This is a genomic window from Acetatifactor aquisgranensis, from assembly GCF_943193215.1.
Classification (GTDB): domain Bacteria; phylum Bacillota; class Clostridia; order Lachnospirales; family Lachnospiraceae; genus Acetatifactor; species Acetatifactor aquisgranensis.
The window spans coordinates 21653-40507 of sequence record NZ_CALPDH010000013.1 but is presented as its reverse complement, the minus strand read 5'-3'; the positions used below and the strand labels follow the sequence as shown (position 1 = coordinate 40507).

18 protein-coding genes and 6 tRNA genes are annotated in these 18855 nt (G+C 49.8%); 14 read left to right on the top strand and 10 right to left on the bottom strand.

The window, feature by feature from the left end; all coding sequences use genetic code 11:
* Positions 1 to 14 precede the first annotated feature (14 nt).
* The 6 genes from NFS35_RS12640 (at position 15) to NFS35_RS12610 (ending at position 9566) form a co-directional block, all read left to right on the top strand.
* The gene (locus NFS35_RS12640; RefSeq protein ID WP_251207487.1) at positions 15 to 3221 is read left to right on the top strand and encodes a VirB4 family type IV secretion system protein; all 3207 of its coding nucleotides are present in this window, start codon (positions 15 to 17) and stop codon (positions 3219 to 3221) included.
* 111 nt (positions 3222 to 3332) lie between these two features.
* Positions 3333 to 3860, top strand: coding sequence for a DUF5697 family protein (locus NFS35_RS12635; RefSeq protein WP_251207486.1), 528 nt, complete (start codon positions 3333 to 3335; stop codon positions 3858 to 3860).
* 67 nt (positions 3861 to 3927) lie between these two features.
* Positions 3928 to 4590 carry a DUF6100 family protein gene (locus tag NFS35_RS12630; RefSeq protein WP_251207485.1) on the top strand — a complete coding sequence of 221 codons (663 nt, stop codon included), beginning with the start codon at positions 3928 to 3930 and terminating at the stop codon, positions 4588 to 4590.
* A gap of 164 nt (positions 4591 to 4754) precedes the next feature.
* Positions 4755 to 5876, top strand: coding sequence for a hypothetical protein (locus NFS35_RS12625; protein ID WP_251207484.1), 1122 nt, complete (start codon positions 4755 to 4757; stop codon positions 5874 to 5876).
* Positions 5877 to 5899: 23 nt separating this feature from the next.
* Positions 5900 to 7894: a VirD4-like conjugal transfer protein, CD1115 family gene (locus NFS35_RS12615; protein ID WP_408629636.1), complete on the top strand. Its 1995-nt coding sequence runs from the start codon at positions 5900 to 5902 to the stop codon at positions 7892 to 7894.
* A gap of 70 nt (positions 7895 to 7964) precedes the next feature.
* Positions 7965 to 9566 (top strand): S1 RNA-binding domain-containing protein, encoded by a 1602-nt coding sequence (locus tag NFS35_RS12610; protein WP_251207481.1) that lies wholly within the window; start codon positions 7965 to 7967, stop codon positions 9564 to 9566.
* A gap of 107 nt (positions 9567 to 9673) precedes the next feature.
* On the opposite strand, the gene NFS35_RS12605 is transcribed toward NFS35_RS12610, so the two are convergent.
* Positions 9674 to 10174 (bottom strand): DUF4367 domain-containing protein, encoded by a 501-nt coding sequence (locus NFS35_RS12605; RefSeq protein ID WP_251207480.1) that lies wholly within the window; start codon positions 10172 to 10174, stop codon positions 9674 to 9676.
* Positions 10175 to 10331: 157 nt separating this feature from the next.
* Between NFS35_RS12605 and NFS35_RS12600 the strand changes: the two genes are divergently transcribed.
* From NFS35_RS12600 to NFS35_RS12590, 3 genes are all read left to right on the top strand, one after another.
* Positions 10332 to 10640 (top strand): helix-turn-helix domain-containing protein, encoded by a 309-nt coding sequence (locus NFS35_RS12600; RefSeq protein WP_251207479.1) that lies wholly within the window; start codon positions 10332 to 10334, stop codon positions 10638 to 10640.
* A gap of 118 nt (positions 10641 to 10758) precedes the next feature.
* Entirely contained in the window at positions 10759 to 11070 is a 312-nt protein-coding gene (locus tag NFS35_RS12595; RefSeq protein ID WP_251207478.1) for a helix-turn-helix domain-containing protein, read from the top strand.
* A 54-nt stretch (positions 11071 to 11124) separates the two neighbouring features.
* A complete protein-coding gene (locus NFS35_RS12590; protein WP_251207477.1) occupies positions 11125 to 11865 on the top strand; it encodes an RES domain-containing protein in 741 nt (246 codons plus the stop codon).
* Positions 11866 to 11914: 49 nt separating this feature from the next.
* On the opposite strand, the gene NFS35_RS12585 is transcribed toward NFS35_RS12590, so the two are convergent.
* The 9 genes from NFS35_RS12585 to NFS35_RS12545 all read right to left on the bottom strand — a co-directional run bounded on the left by NFS35_RS12585 (position 11915) and on the right by NFS35_RS12545 (position 14313).
* Positions 11915 to 11999, bottom strand: a tRNA-Ser gene (locus tag NFS35_RS12585).
* Between the two features lie 6 nt (positions 12000 to 12005).
* Positions 12006 to 12088: transfer RNA gene (locus NFS35_RS12580), tRNA-Tyr, on the bottom strand.
* A gap of 1 nt (position 12089) precedes the next feature.
* A tRNA-His gene (locus NFS35_RS12575) sits at positions 12090 to 12163 on the bottom strand.
* Positions 12164 to 12165: 2 nt separating this feature from the next.
* Positions 12166 to 12238: transfer RNA gene (locus NFS35_RS12570), tRNA-Glu, on the bottom strand.
* A gap of 4 nt (positions 12239 to 12242) precedes the next feature.
* Positions 12243 to 12315 (bottom strand) — tRNA-Glu (locus NFS35_RS12565).
* Between the two features lie 62 nt (positions 12316 to 12377).
* Complete coding sequence (locus NFS35_RS12560) at positions 12378 to 12632, bottom strand: helix-turn-helix domain-containing protein (RefSeq protein ID WP_251207476.1); 255 nt, start codon at positions 12630 to 12632, stop codon at positions 12378 to 12380.
* 43 nt (positions 12633 to 12675) lie between these two features.
* A tRNA-Lys gene (locus tag NFS35_RS12555) sits at positions 12676 to 12748 on the bottom strand.
* A 440-nt stretch (positions 12749 to 13188) separates the two neighbouring features.
* On the bottom strand, positions 13189 to 13392 hold the full coding sequence (locus NFS35_RS12550) for a hypothetical protein (RefSeq protein WP_251207475.1): 204 nt from the start codon (positions 13390 to 13392) through the stop codon (positions 13189 to 13191).
* Between the two features lie 15 nt (positions 13393 to 13407).
* Positions 13408 to 14313, bottom strand: a complete 906-nt coding sequence (locus NFS35_RS12545) for a helix-turn-helix domain-containing protein (protein WP_251207474.1) — start codon at positions 14311 to 14313, stop codon at positions 13408 to 13410.
* 326 nt (positions 14314 to 14639) lie between these two features.
* On the opposite strand from NFS35_RS12545, the gene NFS35_RS12540 reads away from it, so the two are divergent.
* From NFS35_RS12540 to NFS35_RS12520, 5 genes are all read left to right on the top strand, one after another.
* Positions 14640 to 15140: a DUF4320 family protein gene (locus NFS35_RS12540; RefSeq protein WP_251207473.1), complete on the top strand. Its 501-nt coding sequence runs from the start codon at positions 14640 to 14642 to the stop codon at positions 15138 to 15140.
* Between the two features lie 29 nt (positions 15141 to 15169).
* Positions 15170 to 15664, top strand: coding sequence for a hypothetical protein (locus NFS35_RS12535; RefSeq protein ID WP_251207472.1), 495 nt, complete (start codon positions 15170 to 15172; stop codon positions 15662 to 15664).
* Positions 15665 to 15929: 265 nt separating this feature from the next.
* A complete protein-coding gene (locus NFS35_RS12530; protein WP_251207471.1) occupies positions 15930 to 16508 on the top strand; it encodes a DUF6550 family protein in 579 nt (192 codons plus the stop codon).
* Between the two features lie 259 nt (positions 16509 to 16767).
* The gene (locus tag NFS35_RS12525) at positions 16768 to 18357 is read left to right on the top strand and encodes a hypothetical protein (protein ID WP_251207470.1); all 1590 of its coding nucleotides are present in this window, start codon (positions 16768 to 16770) and stop codon (positions 18355 to 18357) included.
* Positions 18332 to 18823 (top strand): prepilin peptidase, encoded by a 492-nt coding sequence (locus NFS35_RS12520; protein WP_251207469.1) that lies wholly within the window; start codon positions 18332 to 18334, stop codon positions 18821 to 18823. The genes NFS35_RS12525 and NFS35_RS12520 overlap by 26 nt, the downstream gene beginning before the upstream one ends.
* Positions 18824 to 18855: the final 32 nt, after the last annotated feature.

The following is an 18855-nucleotide window of genomic DNA, read 5'->3' as shown; positions in this document are numbered from 1 at the left end:
AGAGGTACTATTACATGAATAATCAAAATGACCATGATACCTATATCATCCCGCCGAACTTTGTGGATACAGGCACATTTTTCGGTGGCATGTTCCGGGCAAGGAATGTAATCGAGGCCGGCATCCTGGCTGCCGTGACCGGGCTGCCGGTCTTCCTGTTCCTTCCCCTGAGCCTGACTGCACGGATCATCGTGCTGTGCCTGACAGCCCTGCCCCTCGTCCTGTTTGCCCTGATCGGCATATCTGGGGAAAGCCTGTCGTCTTTCCTGGTCATCTTCTTAAAATATATGAAGAACCGCCGTATCGTAGGCGGCGAAGGCCAGGAAACGCTGCAGAAAGTCTCCGGCACAAAAAAGGGCAGAAAAGAACATCAGCAGAAAAAAAATCATCATGGGAAAACCATGACATCAGAGTATGCTGCCCCGGATGAAAAACAGACCAGAAATAAAGCCTCCGGTAAAAATGACAGGATCAGCGGCATATCCGGCTGGAAACGCAAAGGGGAAGAAGATTTTCCCGCAGAATTTGACCAGGTGAAAGGATATGAAATACGACAGAAACTCCGTCCCAGCCAGCCACAGGCAAAGCAGCAGGCCGGAACACAGACAAAAAAATCTTCCAAAGGAAATAAGAGGACTTCAAAAAAGGATTCCGGAAAAAAGACCTCTGGAAAATTGGGAAAACCGGCTCACAGAAACAGCCCGCATAAAAAGAACCACTCTGCCAAAAAACCGCTGTATACACCGGAACCCCAGTTTACCCACTTAAATCCGGTGGCAGACTACCTGCCCATCAGCAGGATAGAAAACGGCATCATTTACACAAAAGACCACCGGTATGTCAAGGTGGTGGAGGTGATCCCCATCAACTTCCTGCTCCGAAGTGTCCGGGAACAGAGGAGCATTATCTATTCCTTTGTTTCTTATTTAAAGATAAGCCCCGTAAAGCTCCAGTTCAAGGTACTGACCCGCCGGGCAGATATCGGACGCCACATGGACACAGTACGCCGGGAGATGGCGCAGGAAACCAATGAACAGTGCCTGCTCATGCAGGAAGATTACCTGCAGTTCATCCAGCAGATCTGTTCCCGTGAAGCGGTCACACGCCGGTTCTTCCTGATCTTTGAATATGAACCCTGGGGGAACACAAGGCGCACGGACGAGGAAGGGGAGGCCATCGGCTCTTTGCAGTCCGCCGTCCATACTGCATCCAATTATCTCCGCCAGTGCGGGAATGAAGTGGTTCTGCCGGATAACGAAGACGAGTTTACCATAGATGTCCTTTATAATCTCCTGTGCCGGAATGAGAGCGCCGCAAAACCCCTCCCTGTCCGGGCAAAAGAGGTGGTGGCACAGTACCTGGCAGACGGAAGGGAGGCGGAGATCGACCATATCCCGGCCGGGGAATTTATCGCTCCAACAAGTATTGACTTTACCCACGGAAGGTACATCTGCATTGACGGACTCTATTATGCTTACCTGCTGATCCCCTCTGACGGCTATAGAACCCATGTGCCGGCCGGCTGGCTCAGCCTGATGGTCAATGCCGGGGACGGGATCGACCTGGACATGTTCCTCTCCCGCCAGCCAAAAGAGCGCATCATCCAGAAGGTGGGCCAGCAGCTCCGCATCAACCGTTCCCGGATCAAGGATGCCAGCGACACCAACACGGACTTTGATGATATCGACAGCGCTATCCGGAGCGGCTATTTCCTGAAAGAAGGACTGGCAAACAATGAAGATTTTTACTTTATGAACCTGTTGATCACCATTACGGCTCCCAGCGAAGAGGATCTGGAATGGAAGGTCAGCGAGATGAAAAAGCTGCTGCTCTCCCAGGACATGCGGGTATCCTCCTGCCACTTCCGGGAAGAACAGGCATTCCTCACTGCCCTGCCTCTTGTATCTGTGGAAAAAGGACTGTATGAACGCAGCAAGCGCAATCTCCTGACTGGGGGCGCTGCAAGCTGCTACCCCTTCACCAGCTATGAGATGTGTGATGACAACGGCATCCTTTTAGGAGTGAATAAATACAACAGCTCCCTGATCATTGTGGATATCTTCAATTCTGCCGTCTACAAAAACGCAAACATGGCAATCCTGGGAACCTCCGGTGCAGGCAAGACCTTTACCATGCAGCTTATGGCTCTGCGGATGCGGCGCAAGGGAATCCCCATTTTTATCATTGCCCCGTTAAAGGGACACGAATTCCACCGGGCCTGCGCCAACGTGGGAGGTGAATTTATCCAGGTCTCACCGGCAAGCCCCCATTGTATCAATGTAATGGAGATCCGGCAGGTGGACCGCACTGTGAACGAACTGCTGGATGGTCCCGGCATCCAGCTCTCAGAACTGGCAGAGAAGATCCAGCGGCTCCATATCTTTTTCAGCCTGCTGATCCCGGATATGAACCATGAGGAGCGCCAGCTTCTGGACGAAGCCCTGATCCATACCTACAACAAAAAGGGCATCACCCATGACAACGCTTCCCTGGCAGATCCCAAAAATCCGGAACAATACCGTGAAATGCCGGTGCTGGGAGACCTTTACGAAATATTAAAAAAATCGGCTGCCACCAAACGCCTGGCAAATATCTTAAACCGCCTGGTAAACGGCTCCGCCAGCACCTTCAACCAGCATACCAACGTGTCCCTGGACAATAAGTATACCGTACTGGATATTTCTTCCCTGACCGGAGACCTGCTCACTGTAGGAATGTTTGTTGCACTGGATTTCGTCTGGGACCGTGCCAAGGAAGACCGTACCGAGGAAAAGACCATCTTTATTGACGAATGCTGGCAGCTCCTGTCCGGTGCCGGTGCCACGGGCACACGCCTTGCCGGGGATTTTGTTCTGGAGATCTTCAAGACCATCCGCGGATACGGCGGCTCTGCGGTCTGTGCCAGCCAGGACTTAAACGACTTTTTCAATCTGGATGAAGGACGGTTTGGGAAAGGCATCATCAACAACTCCAAAACAAAGATCATTCTGAACCTGGAGGATGACGAGGCCATGCGTGTGCAGAGCGCCCTCCACCTCTCTGATGCGGAAATCATGGAAGTCACCCACTTTGAACGGGGCAACGGCTTAATCAGCACCAACAACAATAACATCATGGTGGAATTTAAGGCAAGCCCTGTGGAAAAAGACCTGATCACCACAGACCGGAGGGAACTGAAAGACATCGTGGAGCGGATACGCCGGCAGAACGAAGCCGGATAGCATACGGGATTACACACCGTATACGCACGGATTACGCAATCTTATTTTTATTACGTCCGTTATACGCACAGATTACGCATTTACAAAAAACCAGAAAGGAAGGTGGCGCCAGTGAAGACAAGGGCAGACCTGTACGGCCGGGAGGCTGCAGAGCTGCTCCGGATCATATCCATGTATCCGGGGCTTTCAGAAAAACAGTTATGCCGGTTCTACCCGGATAAGGAGGATGTCACAAAAAACCTGCTCTCCTATTTATCCAGACAGGGACGCACCCGGCAGGCAGACACGGGGGGATATTTCCCCTACGGAAATGACCGTATGGAAACAGATTCGGGCATGGTACAGGCGGTATGGGTTCTGCTTGACTTTATTGACAGAACTGAATACCACTCATCCAGTGAGTTCCCCGTGAAGATCGCTTTTTTCTCTGACGGCGAGCTGTACGAGATCATCCATGTCGCTTCCGGACAGGAAGCCCTTGTCACCCATGCCCTGCGGCAGAGCCGTGACAGCGGGAGCCGCCGTATCGTACTGGTGGACAGCCCAGAACAGATTCCCCTGCTGGAATTTCCGGGAATTACCGGATTCTGTACGGTGGATGCTGCCGGAAACGTAAGCTACTACAAAAAATCAACCTGAAACAAAAACTGCCCTGATTGTGATGATACAGGGCGCTCATGCCACAACAACCAAAGGAGGGATGTGAGTGGACCGAAAAATCATCTCACGCCGGATCGCAGATATCCAGAACAGCCTTTCACGGCTGAACAATAACATCTGCGCCATGGATTCTTTGGATATCCAGCGTTATCCGGAAAACTATGAAACCATGTCAACCGAAGCCGCCCTGCGGGCCGAAGGGATCGCCTGTCAGCTCAGGAGCCTCCTCTATGCCTCCACCTCTGTTCCCAAGACAGAATATCTGGTAAAAGCCGGAGAAGTTCACGGCATAGAAGTCCGTTTTGAAAACGGCATCCTGGAGGTAATCATGCCCCGCCTTCTTCCCAAAAAGAAGGCACGCCAGAGCAGCCTGTTCCTGATCGACCCGCTCCACGCCGTTCTGGGGCAGTACACAAAGGAGCACACCCTGCCCCGGTTTCGGGAATGTGTGGTCTGTATCTCCCATGTATATGACCATGAACTGCCGGACTGGTGCCTTTTAGATTATGACAACCTGCAGCAGAAACAGATCCTGGACACCATCGCCCTGTATGTGATGGCAGACGACAGCGGACTCTTGTGTGATGCCTACAATACTACGGAGCTTGGAGATCAGGACGGCACCCGTATCTACATCATGGAAAAAAACCTCTTTGCCGGATGGCTTTCCAGACGGGAAAAAGACTTAAAATCCATATCGGATTTTTGACCATTTCCGGAATTTTTTGACCTATATGCCGGGAACCGGAGAAAAAACGGAAAAAACGGCTTTTTCCGGCCTGGCTTCGGCCCGGAATCTACCGAAGTTTTCAGCCACCCCGGTAAAAAACCGGGGAAATGCCGGCCCTGTGCCGGTCATAAGGAGGTGATCTTTTGCATGACAAAAACAGCTTCCCGCGGGAAGACACCATCAGCTACCATCTGCTCGAACTGACCGCTATATGCGGCGAATTCCCCGTCCCCCTGCTCATACGCCTTCCCTGCAGTACCAGTTACAAGGAGTCCGTCATCACCTTCCTGAAGAAAGAGGGGCTCCTGCGTACTTATTACCGGGATAAACTGCGGGGATACCGCCTGGGCCGCAGGGCAAAGAGTTTCCTGCTGGCGGAAAATCCGGAACGGTTTTCATTCTTCCTTACAGGGAACGGGGAAACACATAAATTAAAGAGCGAATTTTCCCGCCGCCTGCGCCTGCACCGTGTGGCTGAAATTTTCGTCACCATGCAGAATGCGGGAGTCCGGATCTTCCGGGATGAGAAGCCTGAAGTTTTCTCCTCCAGAGGCTCCCCTGTCCAAAGCCTGGACATCCCAGCTTTTTACAGTTCCCGTGAGATTAAGGAAATCGGCGTTGAAGCCGTAAAAATCAGGGGCTCACGCATGGCCGGCGCACTCCTTGCGCCATCCGGGATCTTTACCGCTTATAACGGAGATTCCTATACCATGAAATGGGACTACCGGGCGGAAATAAAGGTACAGGTATTTTTAAAGCTCCTGCTGTGCTGCGAAAGGCTGCCTGCTCAGTATGCCCGGACCGAAATTTCCGGCCTGCTCCTTGGGAACGGCCTGGAACATTTCTACCAGATCCTTTCCGGCGCTGACACCGGTTCCCGCTGTTTCTTCCTTCTGGACGGGAACTATGCGCATTTTTACTACCTGACCAATGACCATTACGGGGATACGCTGCTAAGGCTCCTATGCGACCCGGTAAAAATATCGGAACTTGACCACATGCTGATGCAGGGCCTTTACCCAAAGGATGCGGGACTTCCCATAGAGCATGACGCCCTGGACGGGAACGGAAATCCGGTCCTGTTCGGCTATTTTCTGGATATCCCCCGCATCAACCGTTTCCATACGGCGCTCCAGCTGCAGGAACGGACAGGAACCCTTATCTGCTTTGACTTCCAGAAGGAAGTTCTCCACCGCTCCTGCGGCGGACAGGCAGAGTTTTCCACCATCAGCTTTGCAAAATTTGAAAGGAGGTTTTTCCCATAGACAAGAAAAAATTACTGAAAGGGCTGATCACGGCTCCCATAGCCATCCTTGCCATCCTGTATGCGGGCGGCTACCTGGGGCAGTTCATCGGCAACTATGCCCTCTGGAAGCAGGGCGGCGGCTATCCGGGGGACGGCACTTCCCCCCTGCCCGCTTCCCCCGGCCTGTCCGTCTGCCTCCGTGCAGCAGTGCATCCGCCATACGGAATTTACGGGATATTTATCTGCATCGGACTTCTTGCGGTACTTCTGCTCCTGGTCATGCGGATCGGATACAGCGATACCGGAGAATATGACGAAGACCGGAATTTCACCTATTCTGCCAAAGGCACCTACGGCACATCCGGATGGATGAGCCGGAAAGAAATGTCCGGCGTCCTGGAGCTGGTAGCAGACCTGCACCGTTATCAGGGGATCGTGCTGGGCATGCTGGACCGGAAGGCGGTCTGCGTGCCGGAGAAGACACGGCTCAACAGCAACCTGGCAGTCTATGGTGCCAGCGGCTCCATGAAGACCCGTTCCTTCTGTATGAACCGCATCCTGCAGGGTGTATCCCGAGGGGAATCCCTGGTGATCTGCGATCCCAAATCGGAGTTATACGAAAAGTCCAGCGAATACCTGCGTGACAAAGGCTATACCGTCCGTGTGTTCAATCTGGTCAATCCCGAAAACTCGGATTCCTGGAACTGTCTTTCGGAAGTGGAAGGACAGGAACTGATGGCACAGCTCTTTGTGGATGTCATTATCAAGAATACCACTGGCGGCGGCAAGGGAGACCATTTCTGGGATTCCGCAGAAATGAACCTGTTAAAAGCACTGGTGCTGTATGTGGATAAGGGCTACCCGCCGGAGAACCGGAACATGGGCCAGGTTTATCAGCTCATTACCCTCAATTCCGAAACAGCACTGAACAGCCTGTTTGAAGTCCTGCCCATCAACCATCCGGCAAAAGCCCCTTACAGCCTTTTCAAGCAGGCATCCGATTCTGTGCGGAGCGGTGTTATCATCGGGCTGGGGAGCCGCCTGCAGGTATTCCAGTCGGAACTGATCAAAAAGATCACGGCAAGGGATGAAATCGACCTGGAACTGCTGGGGCAGAAACCCTGTGCCTATTTCCTTGTGACCAGCGACCAGGACAGCACCTTTGATTTTCTGGCATCCCTGTTTTTGTCCTTTGTGTTCATCAAGCTGGTGCGGTATGCGGATAAAAACTGTGAGGGCGGAAGGCTTCCTGTGCCCGTCCATGTATTAGGGGAGGAGCTGACTGCCTGCGGCACTATCCCCGACCTCTCCCGGCGCCTGAGCGTGATCCGCTCCCGGAACATCTCCATGTCCTGTGTGTTCCAGAACCTTGCGGGACTGCAGAACCGGTATCCGCTGAACCTCTGGCAGGAGATCTTAGGGAATTGTGATGTCCAGCTCTTTCTGGGATGCACTGACCCCCTGACTGCGGAATTTGTCTCCTCCCGTACCGGACTGGCAAGCGTGGCAGTCTCCAGCAAGTCCAAGCAGTTAGGAACCTGGCGGATCTCCAACTACACGCCGGAGTACCGGGAGACCAGCGGTGTGGGAAAGCGGCCTGTGCTGACGCCGGATGAAGTGCTGCGCCTGCCCATTGATGAAGCTCTGGTCATCATCCGCGGAAAGAAGACCTTAAAGGTGGATAAGATGGATTATTCCAAACATCCGGAATATCCCCTGCTGCGCTCCTGCAAGGCATCCGCTCATATCCCGGAATGGAGGCGGCTGGAAATGGAAACGGCTGCTGCAGCGGAACCTGTGGTAAAGCCTGCTCCCCAAAAAACAGTTACAAAGCAGGCAGGAAAAGCAGCTTCCAAACCTGCCCAAAAGACAGGGACGGAACCCGCCGCAAAGGGAACCGCAAAACCATCGGCAGCCGGCGCACAGCAGAAACCCCAAAAAACGGCAGCAGCTGATCCTGGGAAAGCTGTCCCTGCTGCATCTTCCGGCACACCTGCCGGGATCGTATCCACGGACAAAGATTCCATCATGTCCTGAAACAAGAATGCTATGGAACGGCCCATTTCCGGGTTGTGCTATAGAATAACAACACAATGGAGGTAAACATATGGCAAGAAAAAAAGAACTTATGGAACTGGAAAATCCTACTATGGAAGAAAACACTCTCTTGGACGGAACCGGCATAAAGGATGGTGCTATTCCCGGTGAAGGACACGGCACACTGCCTGAAGCGGCTGGGGATGGCATGGACTTAAATGAACTGTTGGGCAGCATGGATCAGGAGCTGCCTGCAGAGCCGGATGTTGAGGACGAAATGCTCCCGGAGCTTACAGAAGAGGAAATGTTCGGAGAAGCATCGGAGGATCTGAACGGCTTCGGTACGGAGCGTGATGCCGCCCATGATGCCAGCAGTTCTGGCGAAGCACAGCCGGAATCTGCAGCGTCTCCTGAAACAGATGCCCCTGCTGCAAAGACCAGACGCACCACACGCAGTAAGAAAGAGAAAACTTCTGCAGGAAATAGCGGGGAAACAAAGGAAACCGAAACAGGAATACCGGAGACACCGGAAGCAGTTTCTGATGGTGTGCCGGATTCCCCAGATACCGCCGCTGTTCCCGGTACAGACGAGCCGACAGACCATGCCACAGATGAAGTAGAAGAAAACATTCTTCAGGAAAATGTGTCTTTTGCTGAAACAGGATCGGAAAGAACGATTTTACCCACTGGCACAACTGACTCAGAAAATACAGTTCCTGCTGCCGCTTCTTCCCGGCGTACTGCCGCCAGAAGCAGAAAAGAAGATGCCCCTGTGCTGACACTGGAAGTTCGGGGAGAAGTAGAGACTGAGGAATCCCGCGAGGATGTCATCTGGCATGAGATCCACAACGCCTACCGTACCAGACGTATCCTTACCGGGCAGCTTGGCGGAATCGAGCAGACGGACAATGGCAAGACCATCACGATTGTAGACTATAAAGGATTCCGGATCGTAATCCCTTTAAAGGAGATGATGATCAATATCGGCCGCAGCCCCTCCGGACAGGAATATACGGAGCTGATGCTGCGCCAGAACAAGATCCTCGGCAACATGCTGGGGGCAGAGATCGACTTTATCGTAAAAGGTATTGATTCCAAATCCCGCAGCGTGGTGGCAAGCCGGAAAGAAGCCATGCTCCGGAAACGGCAGATCTTCTATCTGGATACGGATGCTGCAGGGATGTACCGGATCTATGAAGGACGTATCGCCCAGGCCCGTGTGATCGCTGTGGCAGAGAAAGTCATCCGGGTGGAAGTTTTCGGAGTGGAATGCTCCATCATGGCCCGTGACCTTGCCTGGGAGTGGATCGGGGATGCTCATGAGCGTTTTTCTGTGGGCGACCAGGTACTTGTACGCATCCTGAGTGTGCGCCGTGACAGCCTGGAGGATATGGGGATCAAAGCTGATATCAAGAGCGTATCCCAGAACACCAGCCACGACAACCTGAAAAAATGCCGCATCCAGAGCAAGTATGCCGGCAAGGTCACAGACGTACATAAAGGTGTGGTCTATATCCGGCTGTCTAACGGCGTCAATGCCGTGGCCCACTCCTGCTATGACTACCGGACTCCCGGCAAGAAGGATGATGTGAGCTTTGCCGTGACACGGCTGGATGAAGAACGGGGTGTGGCTGTGGGAATCATTACACGGATCATCCGGCAGAATCTGTAATAGTTCTGTAAATATGACATACAAAACATGGAGCTGCAGTTTTGAATACTGCAGCTCCATATCCTGCCGGTTTTATATTTCCAATATAATGACACTGACTGTCTCTGTTAATTTGCCTCCTTTGCACTTTCGGCCATCTTGATAATCTCTGAATCCTGGATTTCTGCAGGCTTATATTCCAGGACATAACTCACTTCAGGAGAACAGGTCCAGCAAAGGTATGCCGTTTCTCCGCTCTTATAGAGAGATGCAGGCCATTCCTGAATCATCATTTCTTCACAGCTGTCCATGAAATCGACTGCAAATAAAACACCAAAAGCAGTTGTATTCAGTCCAGTTATTTCAGAAGCATCCTGCTCATAATAATCCGTTTTTAATATATGGTAATAGATTTTAGTATCGTTATCCTCATTTGCGTATGTGAGCGTGGCTGCAAGTGTAGTTTCCGACTGCTTTTTATATTTATCACCTAACGCCTCTTCCATTTTTAGAATATCTTCTTCGAGTGTGGTTTTTTTATCTGAATTCCTATACACCAGTATCCCTGCTACAGCCATGCAAATCACTATCATACAGGCCAAAATCCCTATCATTTTCTTTTTCAGCATAAATTATAGCCTCCTCTTATAAGCTGACAGTTAAATCACAATGATCACTACATTTATATAGTTGTGTTTATCGTAGTAATTATACGATGTAAATGATTAAATTGCAACGATTTACCAAAGTATAATTTACGATATACACAAGCAAAGAGGCAAAATAATGAATACGGTTCTTTCTACTATAATAGCATATCGTGAAGAGAGAGGCTGGACAGAATACCAGCTTGCAGAACATTCCGGTTTACCCCAGACTACAATATCTTCCTGGTACTGTAAAAATACAATACCAACCATACCTTCTCTGGAGAAAATCTGCGCCGCATTTGACATTACGCTTTCCCAACTGTTTTCCCACGGCGGTGAACCCGTTCTGCTGACAGCATCCCAGCAGAAACTGCTGAAATGCTGGGCAGGATTAAGCAGCGAACAGCAGGCACTTATTTTTTCTCTGCTTGATAATATGAAATAGCAAAGATAATTTCCTTTCGTTGTAATAATCGTTAAAATTATACGATTCAAACGATTAAATATAAACGATTTGTCAAAGTATAATTTACGAAGAATAAAAGCAAAGGGGTGAATCTATTTTGGAAGATATTCTTGCGACCATAACTGCATACAGACAAGAAAGAGGCTGGACGGAATATCAGCTTGCGGAACGCTCCGGCCTTCCCCAATCCACAATCTCCTCCTGGTATCGAAAAAATATGGTTCCAACCATTCCTTCTTTAAAGAAAATCTGTCTGGCATTTGGAATTACTCTCTCCCAGTTATTATCGAAAGGAGAGGCTCCGGTTTCCCTGACAGAAGATCAAAGAAAACTGCTGGAACGATGGGCAAGACTGAATAAAGACCAGCAGGAGGTCATCTTTGCTTTAATTGACAAAATGCAGGTGTAAACAGACTTCTTTCACAAACAGTCAATGATATTTCTGTAAAATGGAGTAATAAAAATGAATGACTTTAAAATCAAAACTGATACAGCACTCTTCTCTTTACTTAATATTAAACAGTTTAGTTATGAGAGTTTAAACGGCAGAAAGAAGGAAAAAAATCAAGAACTGTTTCAGCAGGCAGTAATGTATATGCCCATAAGTGAACTGAATAATGAAATTTATTATAGAGCAAGAATAATCAATCCATCTGACGGAAAAGATACAGGAGTTATTAGAGAAAATGGGATACCAGTAAGCGGATACGATGATCAACATTCTGGTGTTGCGCCTGCATCAGCAATAACACAAAGTGGAAGAGTAAATCACATTGGTGAACCAGTTCTTTATTTGGCAGAAGATATAAAAACATCATGTAAAGAACAAAAAGCTAACAAAAATGACTATATTTCTGTAGCCGAATGTACTGTAAAAAGCAAAATAAAAGTAATGGATTTTACGATTATGGTTTCGGACGGACTCAAGAATTTATTTTCAGACGAAACAGTACAACTTTTTATTAGTAATTATTCCATTGATATCAGGGCATTTTATATCTTTATAAAAGATTACTTAACATCTCCAAATTATGCAGAGCAAGGCTATGTAATACCATTGGATTTTTTAGATATCGTAAAAAAGAGAAGAAATGATATTTCAGGTATAAAATATAATTCTTCTTATACTGATAAACATAATATCGCCCTGTGGGATGAAAATAGAAACAGCAAATGTACTAACAGCAAGGTAATAAAAGGATAATAACAAATTTCAGCTTTCAAAAGAAGCAGGATTATCTCCAGCTTCAGCACGTTTGCGGAAGGATTCGAACCTTCGGTGCGTTTCCGCACACCACCTTAGCAGGGTGGCACCATAAGCCTCTCGGACACGCAAACAAAAAATGGATGGGGCAGGACTCGAACCTGCGGTGTTTCTTTGTAACGGATTTACAGTCCGCTGCCCTCGCCACTGGGCATACCCATCCATGGGGTGACCAGGGGGAATCGAACCCCCGTAAGCAGAGCCACAATCTGCCGGACTGCCACTGTCCTATGGCCACAGTAGCTCCTGTGGGGCTTGAACCCATCATTTCCGGCTTGAGAGGCCGGCGTCCTGACCTTTAGACTAAGGAGCCTTAATGATCCCCATGGGACTTGAACCCAATACCTCCGGCTTGAAAGGCCGGTGTCCTGACCTTTAGACCAGGGGACCTTACTGCAGGCATTTTTCTGCCTGCGGTTCTATTGCTGTCATTTCCCTTTCTTACTTTCCATTCATGCACTGATCTGTATCTGCACTGCCGTATCAGTAACCAGAATGTCATCCAGCCGCACCTGCAGGACTGCTGCAAGCACCACCAGATTATCTATTGTTGGCAGTGCTGCACCCTGCTGCCACTTGTATATGGCCTGCGGTGTGGCAAAACCAAAAACATCCTGCAGATCCCTTACCGACAGTCCTGCCTGCTTCCGCAGCTTTCCAATGTTCTGTCCTGTCTTTACCATATCTATAACCGGCAGATTCACCATGATTCTCACCTCCTGCTATCAGAATTCCATATACAGGCGGTCATGCTCCATATGGGACTCGGACCCATGACCACTCGATTAAAAGTCGAGTGCTCTCCCAGCTGAGCTAATGGAGCATAAAAAATACCGCCTACCTCATACAAGATAAGCGGTACATAAATCCATGTTCTGTTTCCGGCAGACATTTATATCTTGTCTGCATCCGGATATCACACAGTTTTTCGCCTTTTTCTTATCTTACATGAGCGCATCTTAACCAGACTCTGTTCTTTTTCTTTACTGAACAGTGCCTCATAATGTTCGCTATGCAGATAATATGCGAAGCCATTCGCAGCGAAATTAACTGTTGCCATGATTTTTTCCTTTCTGGACTCATCCGGTCCGCTTTGTTCTTAACTGTAACCACTATAACACCAATTTCCAGATTTGTCATTATACCAGTAATATAATTTGTGGATAATCAGTATCAGGCTGATGCTGCCATAATAAGGAAAAAATCCAAAACCGCATTTTACTGACGGCTTCGGATTTTCACATTCAAATATCAATAATTCTATCAAGCTCTGACAAGTCCGAGCCACTGCTCCACTTCTTTCACTGACGCATCAAAAATATCCGCAATATCCTCTACAGAATTTCCTTTTTTATACAATCTTTGAGCTATCTCTATTTTGGTCTTTTCAGCTCCTCGTTTTTCAGCTTCTAACTTCTCGCTTTCCACATAAGTCTTCAAAATATATTCTTTATCAAACAGCATCATCATAATATCCTTGACCTACGCTTTAATAAGCCCAAGCCATTGCTCCACTGTTTCTATCGATACCTCGGATGCCTTTGCAATATCCTGAACGGAAATCCCCATTTCGTACATTCTCTGTGCAGTTTCCATTTTCGCCTTTTCAGACCCTCTTTTTTCTCCTTCCATTGCTGCTTCCTTTTCTCTGCTCTCCACATAAGTCTTCAAAATATATTCTTCATTAAACAATGTCATCATGATATCCACAACCTCCTTTTCACGTCCTGACAGATACTCGCGCAGTACATTCTGGTCCTTACAGATGCGGATCGTCTCCAGAACCGCCTCCCTGGTTCTTCCATGCAGTTTCACCTGTTCATTATATATCCTTGTAAATGCCACATACTGATTGATGATATCCCCCTCTTTTCCATCATAGATCATTTTGACCTTTACATCAAGGACACTGTCATCCCCTCCAAAAAATTCCTTCGACAGAGAAAGGTATTCCGGTTTTGTTTTTCTATTACCGGTGAATATGACGTACATCTCCGGCCTTGGAAGCTCCAGCTTTTTGCTCCCATACACATTCTGTTTTGTGCTCTCAAAATATTCCTGATAAGTCTGGGCAAGATATAACAGGCAGCGTACCACGATATTGATGCTCCAGCTTGACTGCTGCTCTACCAAAATGACCAGCTTTTCCCCGACCTGAAAGCCGACATCATTATAATACTGATCCAGAAGGACATTGGTAATCGTCACGTTCCTGATGCTGTCCTCCGTTGCCTCATGGTCTTCCGGATGCAGCGCCTGGTACAGCTGCAGCAGATACTTCGGCTCTCGGAAGAGCGAAGTAAACACGCTGTCCTTCGCTGTATATTTTGCTATCTGTTCCGGCTTTTTTTCACTGCCGGCTGATATGGTATTTTCTTCCTGATTCATTTTATGCAGACACCTCTATCCTATTGTTTCCATTCCGGCCTGTATTATTTGCCGCAGGTTCTTTCTTGTCTTCTATCTTACCATAAAAAAACGAAAATTACAATTTGCTTATCCGCCTGCCCCCAAAATAACCATAGCCGCCTGCTTTTCATCCTCAAATTCCTTCCCACCTTCAAATTGGCACACCACCGGCACAACATTGGCACGGTTCTGCTCTTTCCCCGTAAAGGCATCCATGCTATACTTGGTACAGTCAAAAATATGTAAAGCAGCCGTTTTCCATCCAGGGAGACGGCTGTTTTCGTCAGAAAGGTGGTGGTTTTACTTTGTCCCAAACAATGTCCAAAGCAGCCGGCAGAGCCTCTCCCCATAAAGGCAGATCCTGCGGGAGTCCGGCAGCCATACTGAAAAATGAGCATGGGGATGTCAACTATTTCAGTACCGTAGTGTTCATCTTCATTGCGGTGCTCCTGCTGGCTTTCATCCTGAACCTGTTCAGCATCATCTCCACCAAACAGGAGCTGGACCACTGTGCAGACCAGATGGTGAAACAGATCCAGCTCTCCGGAGGAATCAACGGTGAAACAGACCAGCTTTTTCAGTTCCTCTGTTCTCAGATCGAGGGGGCTGAAAACATCTCCTACTCCATTGATGCCTCCTACAAGTCGCCTACCCCGTCCGGCATGAGCCGGGCCATACAACTGGGCACCCCCTTTTACATCACCATTACAGGGCGGGCAAAACTGGGCGGTTTCTGGAACTTCAACCTGGTGAACATCACGGTTGTTTCCAGAGGGGCAGGCGTCAGTGAGCATTACTGGAAGTGAGGTGGACCATGAAGAAACCATTCCAATGTATGAAAAGAAGCACAGGCAGGAATCCCCTCGGAAATGACCGCGGGGATATTTCTATCTTCACCTGCTTTTTCGTGGTGGGGATCGTGATGCTGATCTCCTTCCTGCTACTGTACGCCTCCATCCGCATCACCTGCATCAATATCCGCAATGGCGCAAAGATGGAGCTGAACAACCTGAGCGCCAGCATCTATGCAGATACCTACCGTTCCCAGAGGGAGACCAATTTCAGCGAATACTTAAATACCCTCTACTCCAGCAGCGATTATACCGCCATGCTGGAAGACATGGTGACAGACGGCCTCGCCAGCAAGATCCCTCTCTCCACGGATGACTACCGGGTAAGGGATATCCGACTTTCGTTCCATGTGACAGGCGACCGGGTGGAGTATGTGTTCACCTGCAATGTCGAGTTCTATGTCTACATGTTCGGCCACTCCTATCCTGCCATTACCCGGCCCGTGGAACTGACCGGCTACCACAACACCAAATTTTAGGCTGCAAAAGACAGACAGCCGCCAGCTATGAAAGGAGCTTACTCTTATGAAGAAACTGTTTACATCCAAAAAATTCATTCTCACCACCCTTTTCACGGCTCTTGCCGGATTCCTGGCTTTCCGCTTCATCGGACGCCGCAGGGCAGCAGGCAGCAGTTTATGACAGCCGGACTGCCAATGTCCCATTATATTTCATTTTCTGTTGAAAAACCTTACTTTAAAACCGTAAGGGATATACAGAAAGAAAAAAGGAGATGACTGCTATATGAAGAAAATTTTAAGATCCAAAGGATTCCTTGTCTCAGTCCTTTCTGTTTCCTGTGTTGCCATCCTCGCCGTCTGCTGGCTGGTGAGCCGGGATACAAAGACCGACTTCCAGCCGGATGAACAGCCCCCGGATACCGTTCAGGAAGAATGGAAGGATACCCCGGATATCACGGATCCCACTGGAGATTCCCGGGTACATACAGATGCCGGCATCCCCGGTCAGAACAGTGCGGAGGAAAAACTGGAAGAATACCCGAAGGTAGCGGAAGAATCCGAACAGGATATTGTGATGGATTTTGTTCCTGCAGAAACAAAGGATGAAACACCTCCCCCGCCCCCGGAAGGCAAGACCATTACGGCAGATCCGGGCGGAGAGCATCCTGTGAATCCGGCCCCTGAGACAGCGTCCGCACCCACAGAGACCGGAAAGGAAGATGCCCCTGCAGCTGGTTCCACCAACGAAAATGGCGCCGTATACGATCCCGTATTCGGCTGGGTAGTTCCCGGACAGGTCAACCAGTCTTCCATAGACAGCAGCGGAGACCCCAGCAAGATGGTCGGGAACATGGGGAACTGATGATGCTCTGCAGAGTATCACAGATACACAACTGAATACTGAAACCGGAAAACCGCCTCCCGATGGTGGTTTTCTTTTGTGCATCAACCCACAGAAAACACATCGGCAATACGTTTTTCTGTCACATAAAAAGATTGGAGTGTGATATTGTTTGAAACGCTTTTATGCCCTCCTCTGCTCTGCCGCCCTTCTGCTCTGCCTGTGTTCCTCACAGGCTCTTGCTTCCGGACAGGGCAACCTTGATGGAGGAGGAGGCAACATGAACCAGGGCACTTCCACCAACTTCTGGTCTCCCGGAAATGACGGGGTAAGGGTAACGGTGGTGGATGCCCAGTCCGGAGCTGCCGTGAGTACGCCGGTGGATTTCGCCAACCGAAGCCAGTCCTCCGCAATGCTTCATTTCGGCAAGGTGAACAAGATCCAGTACCGGGATGGGGCTTCGCTCTCCTTACAGTCCGGCGTTCCCTATAACTGCCGCCAGCCCGCCTATTCCATGCCGGCCATCATAACCAGCAACAGTCGGCCTGCCACCATTGAAGCCATCAAGCGCTATTTCTGTTCGGAGTACGCCTGCATGATGGTGGCGGATGCCGCAGGCGTCAGTTATGAGCGTATGCTGTCAGGAGAATATAAGATCCTTTTAGAACCCATTGCCTACGTCACTTTTAACGGGGCAAAATACGCCTTTACGGCAACAGAGGCAGCACTCTACGACCAGCTTTCCGGCGGCTCCCTGCGGAGTAAGCTGCCCTCGGTAGCGTTCCAGAATCTCCCCCTCGCCCTGTTCCTGGAATACAGTGACCTTGGATTTCCGGCCTGGGGCGGAGGCAGGCGGGGAATACAGTCCAACGCAGATATCATAAACGCCCTGGGGATCGGCATTGTCTGGTTTGAAGAAATGGAAGAACCCGGCGGGGAGATCGAAGCGCCGGATGTGGAATACCGGGTGGATACTGATGTGATCACTGCCATCCGTCTGCAGACGAATGGACGGTTGACTCCGGACAACCCGGCAACGGTCACCTTCCATATTATGGGAAGGAGCTACACCGTCCGGAACATTGTCATACCAGCCCACGACTCTCAGCTGGTATGGGTGAAATGGCACACGCCCCCTACACCCCAGACCATTACCATCACGGTGACGTTAAGCAGCGGCTTTACCGCCCAGGATACCTTTGTGGCGAAAATTGTGGACTTAAATGAAAAGATACCGCCTGACCCTTTGGCTACGGACATCAATCCCGGTTATTCTGTCCCTGCCCTCCCGGTGAACCCACAGAAACTCAGTGCAAGCTGGGGCGTCTGGAGCTGTTACTGGGTTCCTGACTGGCAGTGGTGCAGCCATGGAGAGGATGACGGCCACTGGGTAGACCGTGGAGACTGGGAATATGACTATACCAGCTATTCTGCCTCCATCAGCGGCACCATGACTTTAATGCCGGATGATATCGTGCCGACAGCAAACGGGAAGGACATGAAGAGCGGGTACGGCGTCAAAACAGAAGTACGGGCCACACTATCCACAAACTCACCGGATGGGCACCACAGCAACCCGCAGACTGCCTTTTCCGTATTTCCGGAGTTTCAATATAATACCTACCTGCGGCTCCTGCAGCGTGTTTCCAGCGGACGCAGTGCAAAATTTGCCTTCCAGCCCAATGAGTTTTCCACCTACGGGCGCACCGTGCATTTCACACCGGTATGGTTTCCGGACAGCACAAGCTATGTGGTATATACCCAGGTATGGGACGCATGGACACCGGACGGAATGCTCTCGGTCAACCTGAATGACTACATCACCATCCACCAGAGCGTGTTTGATGACTGGTATACCAACCGTGAATAGCCATATTCTTTTTGTTTATGAGCTGCTGGCCTTTGCGTGCATCGCTGGATTTGCCGCATACGACCTGAAAAAGAAGCGGGTGCCCGACCGGGCGCTCCTGCTTTTCCTTCCCTTTGCCCTTGCTGCGCCCATGATCCGCACAGGTGCATTCGGAACCGCCCTTCTGCCGCTCCTGTTTTTATACTCTTTTATGGGGGCGGCAGCAGGCTTTGTGATCTTACTGGCCGCTGCAATGCTGTCAAAGGAGGGCGCCGGCATCGGGGGCGGGGATATCAAGCTGGCAGCAGTCATGGGGTTTATCTACGGCCCTGCCCGTATGCTGTCTGTCCTGCTTATTGCCTCCGGCCTTGCGGCCTGTGTTTCCCTGGCAGTGAGGCACCAGAGAAAAAAGGATATGCTCTCCCTGCCCTTTGTACCCTTTCTGATGATCGGAAGCCTGATCGTTACAGTAACTGCAATCCTATAACTTTATCTGCCTTATGGAATCACACCATCTGC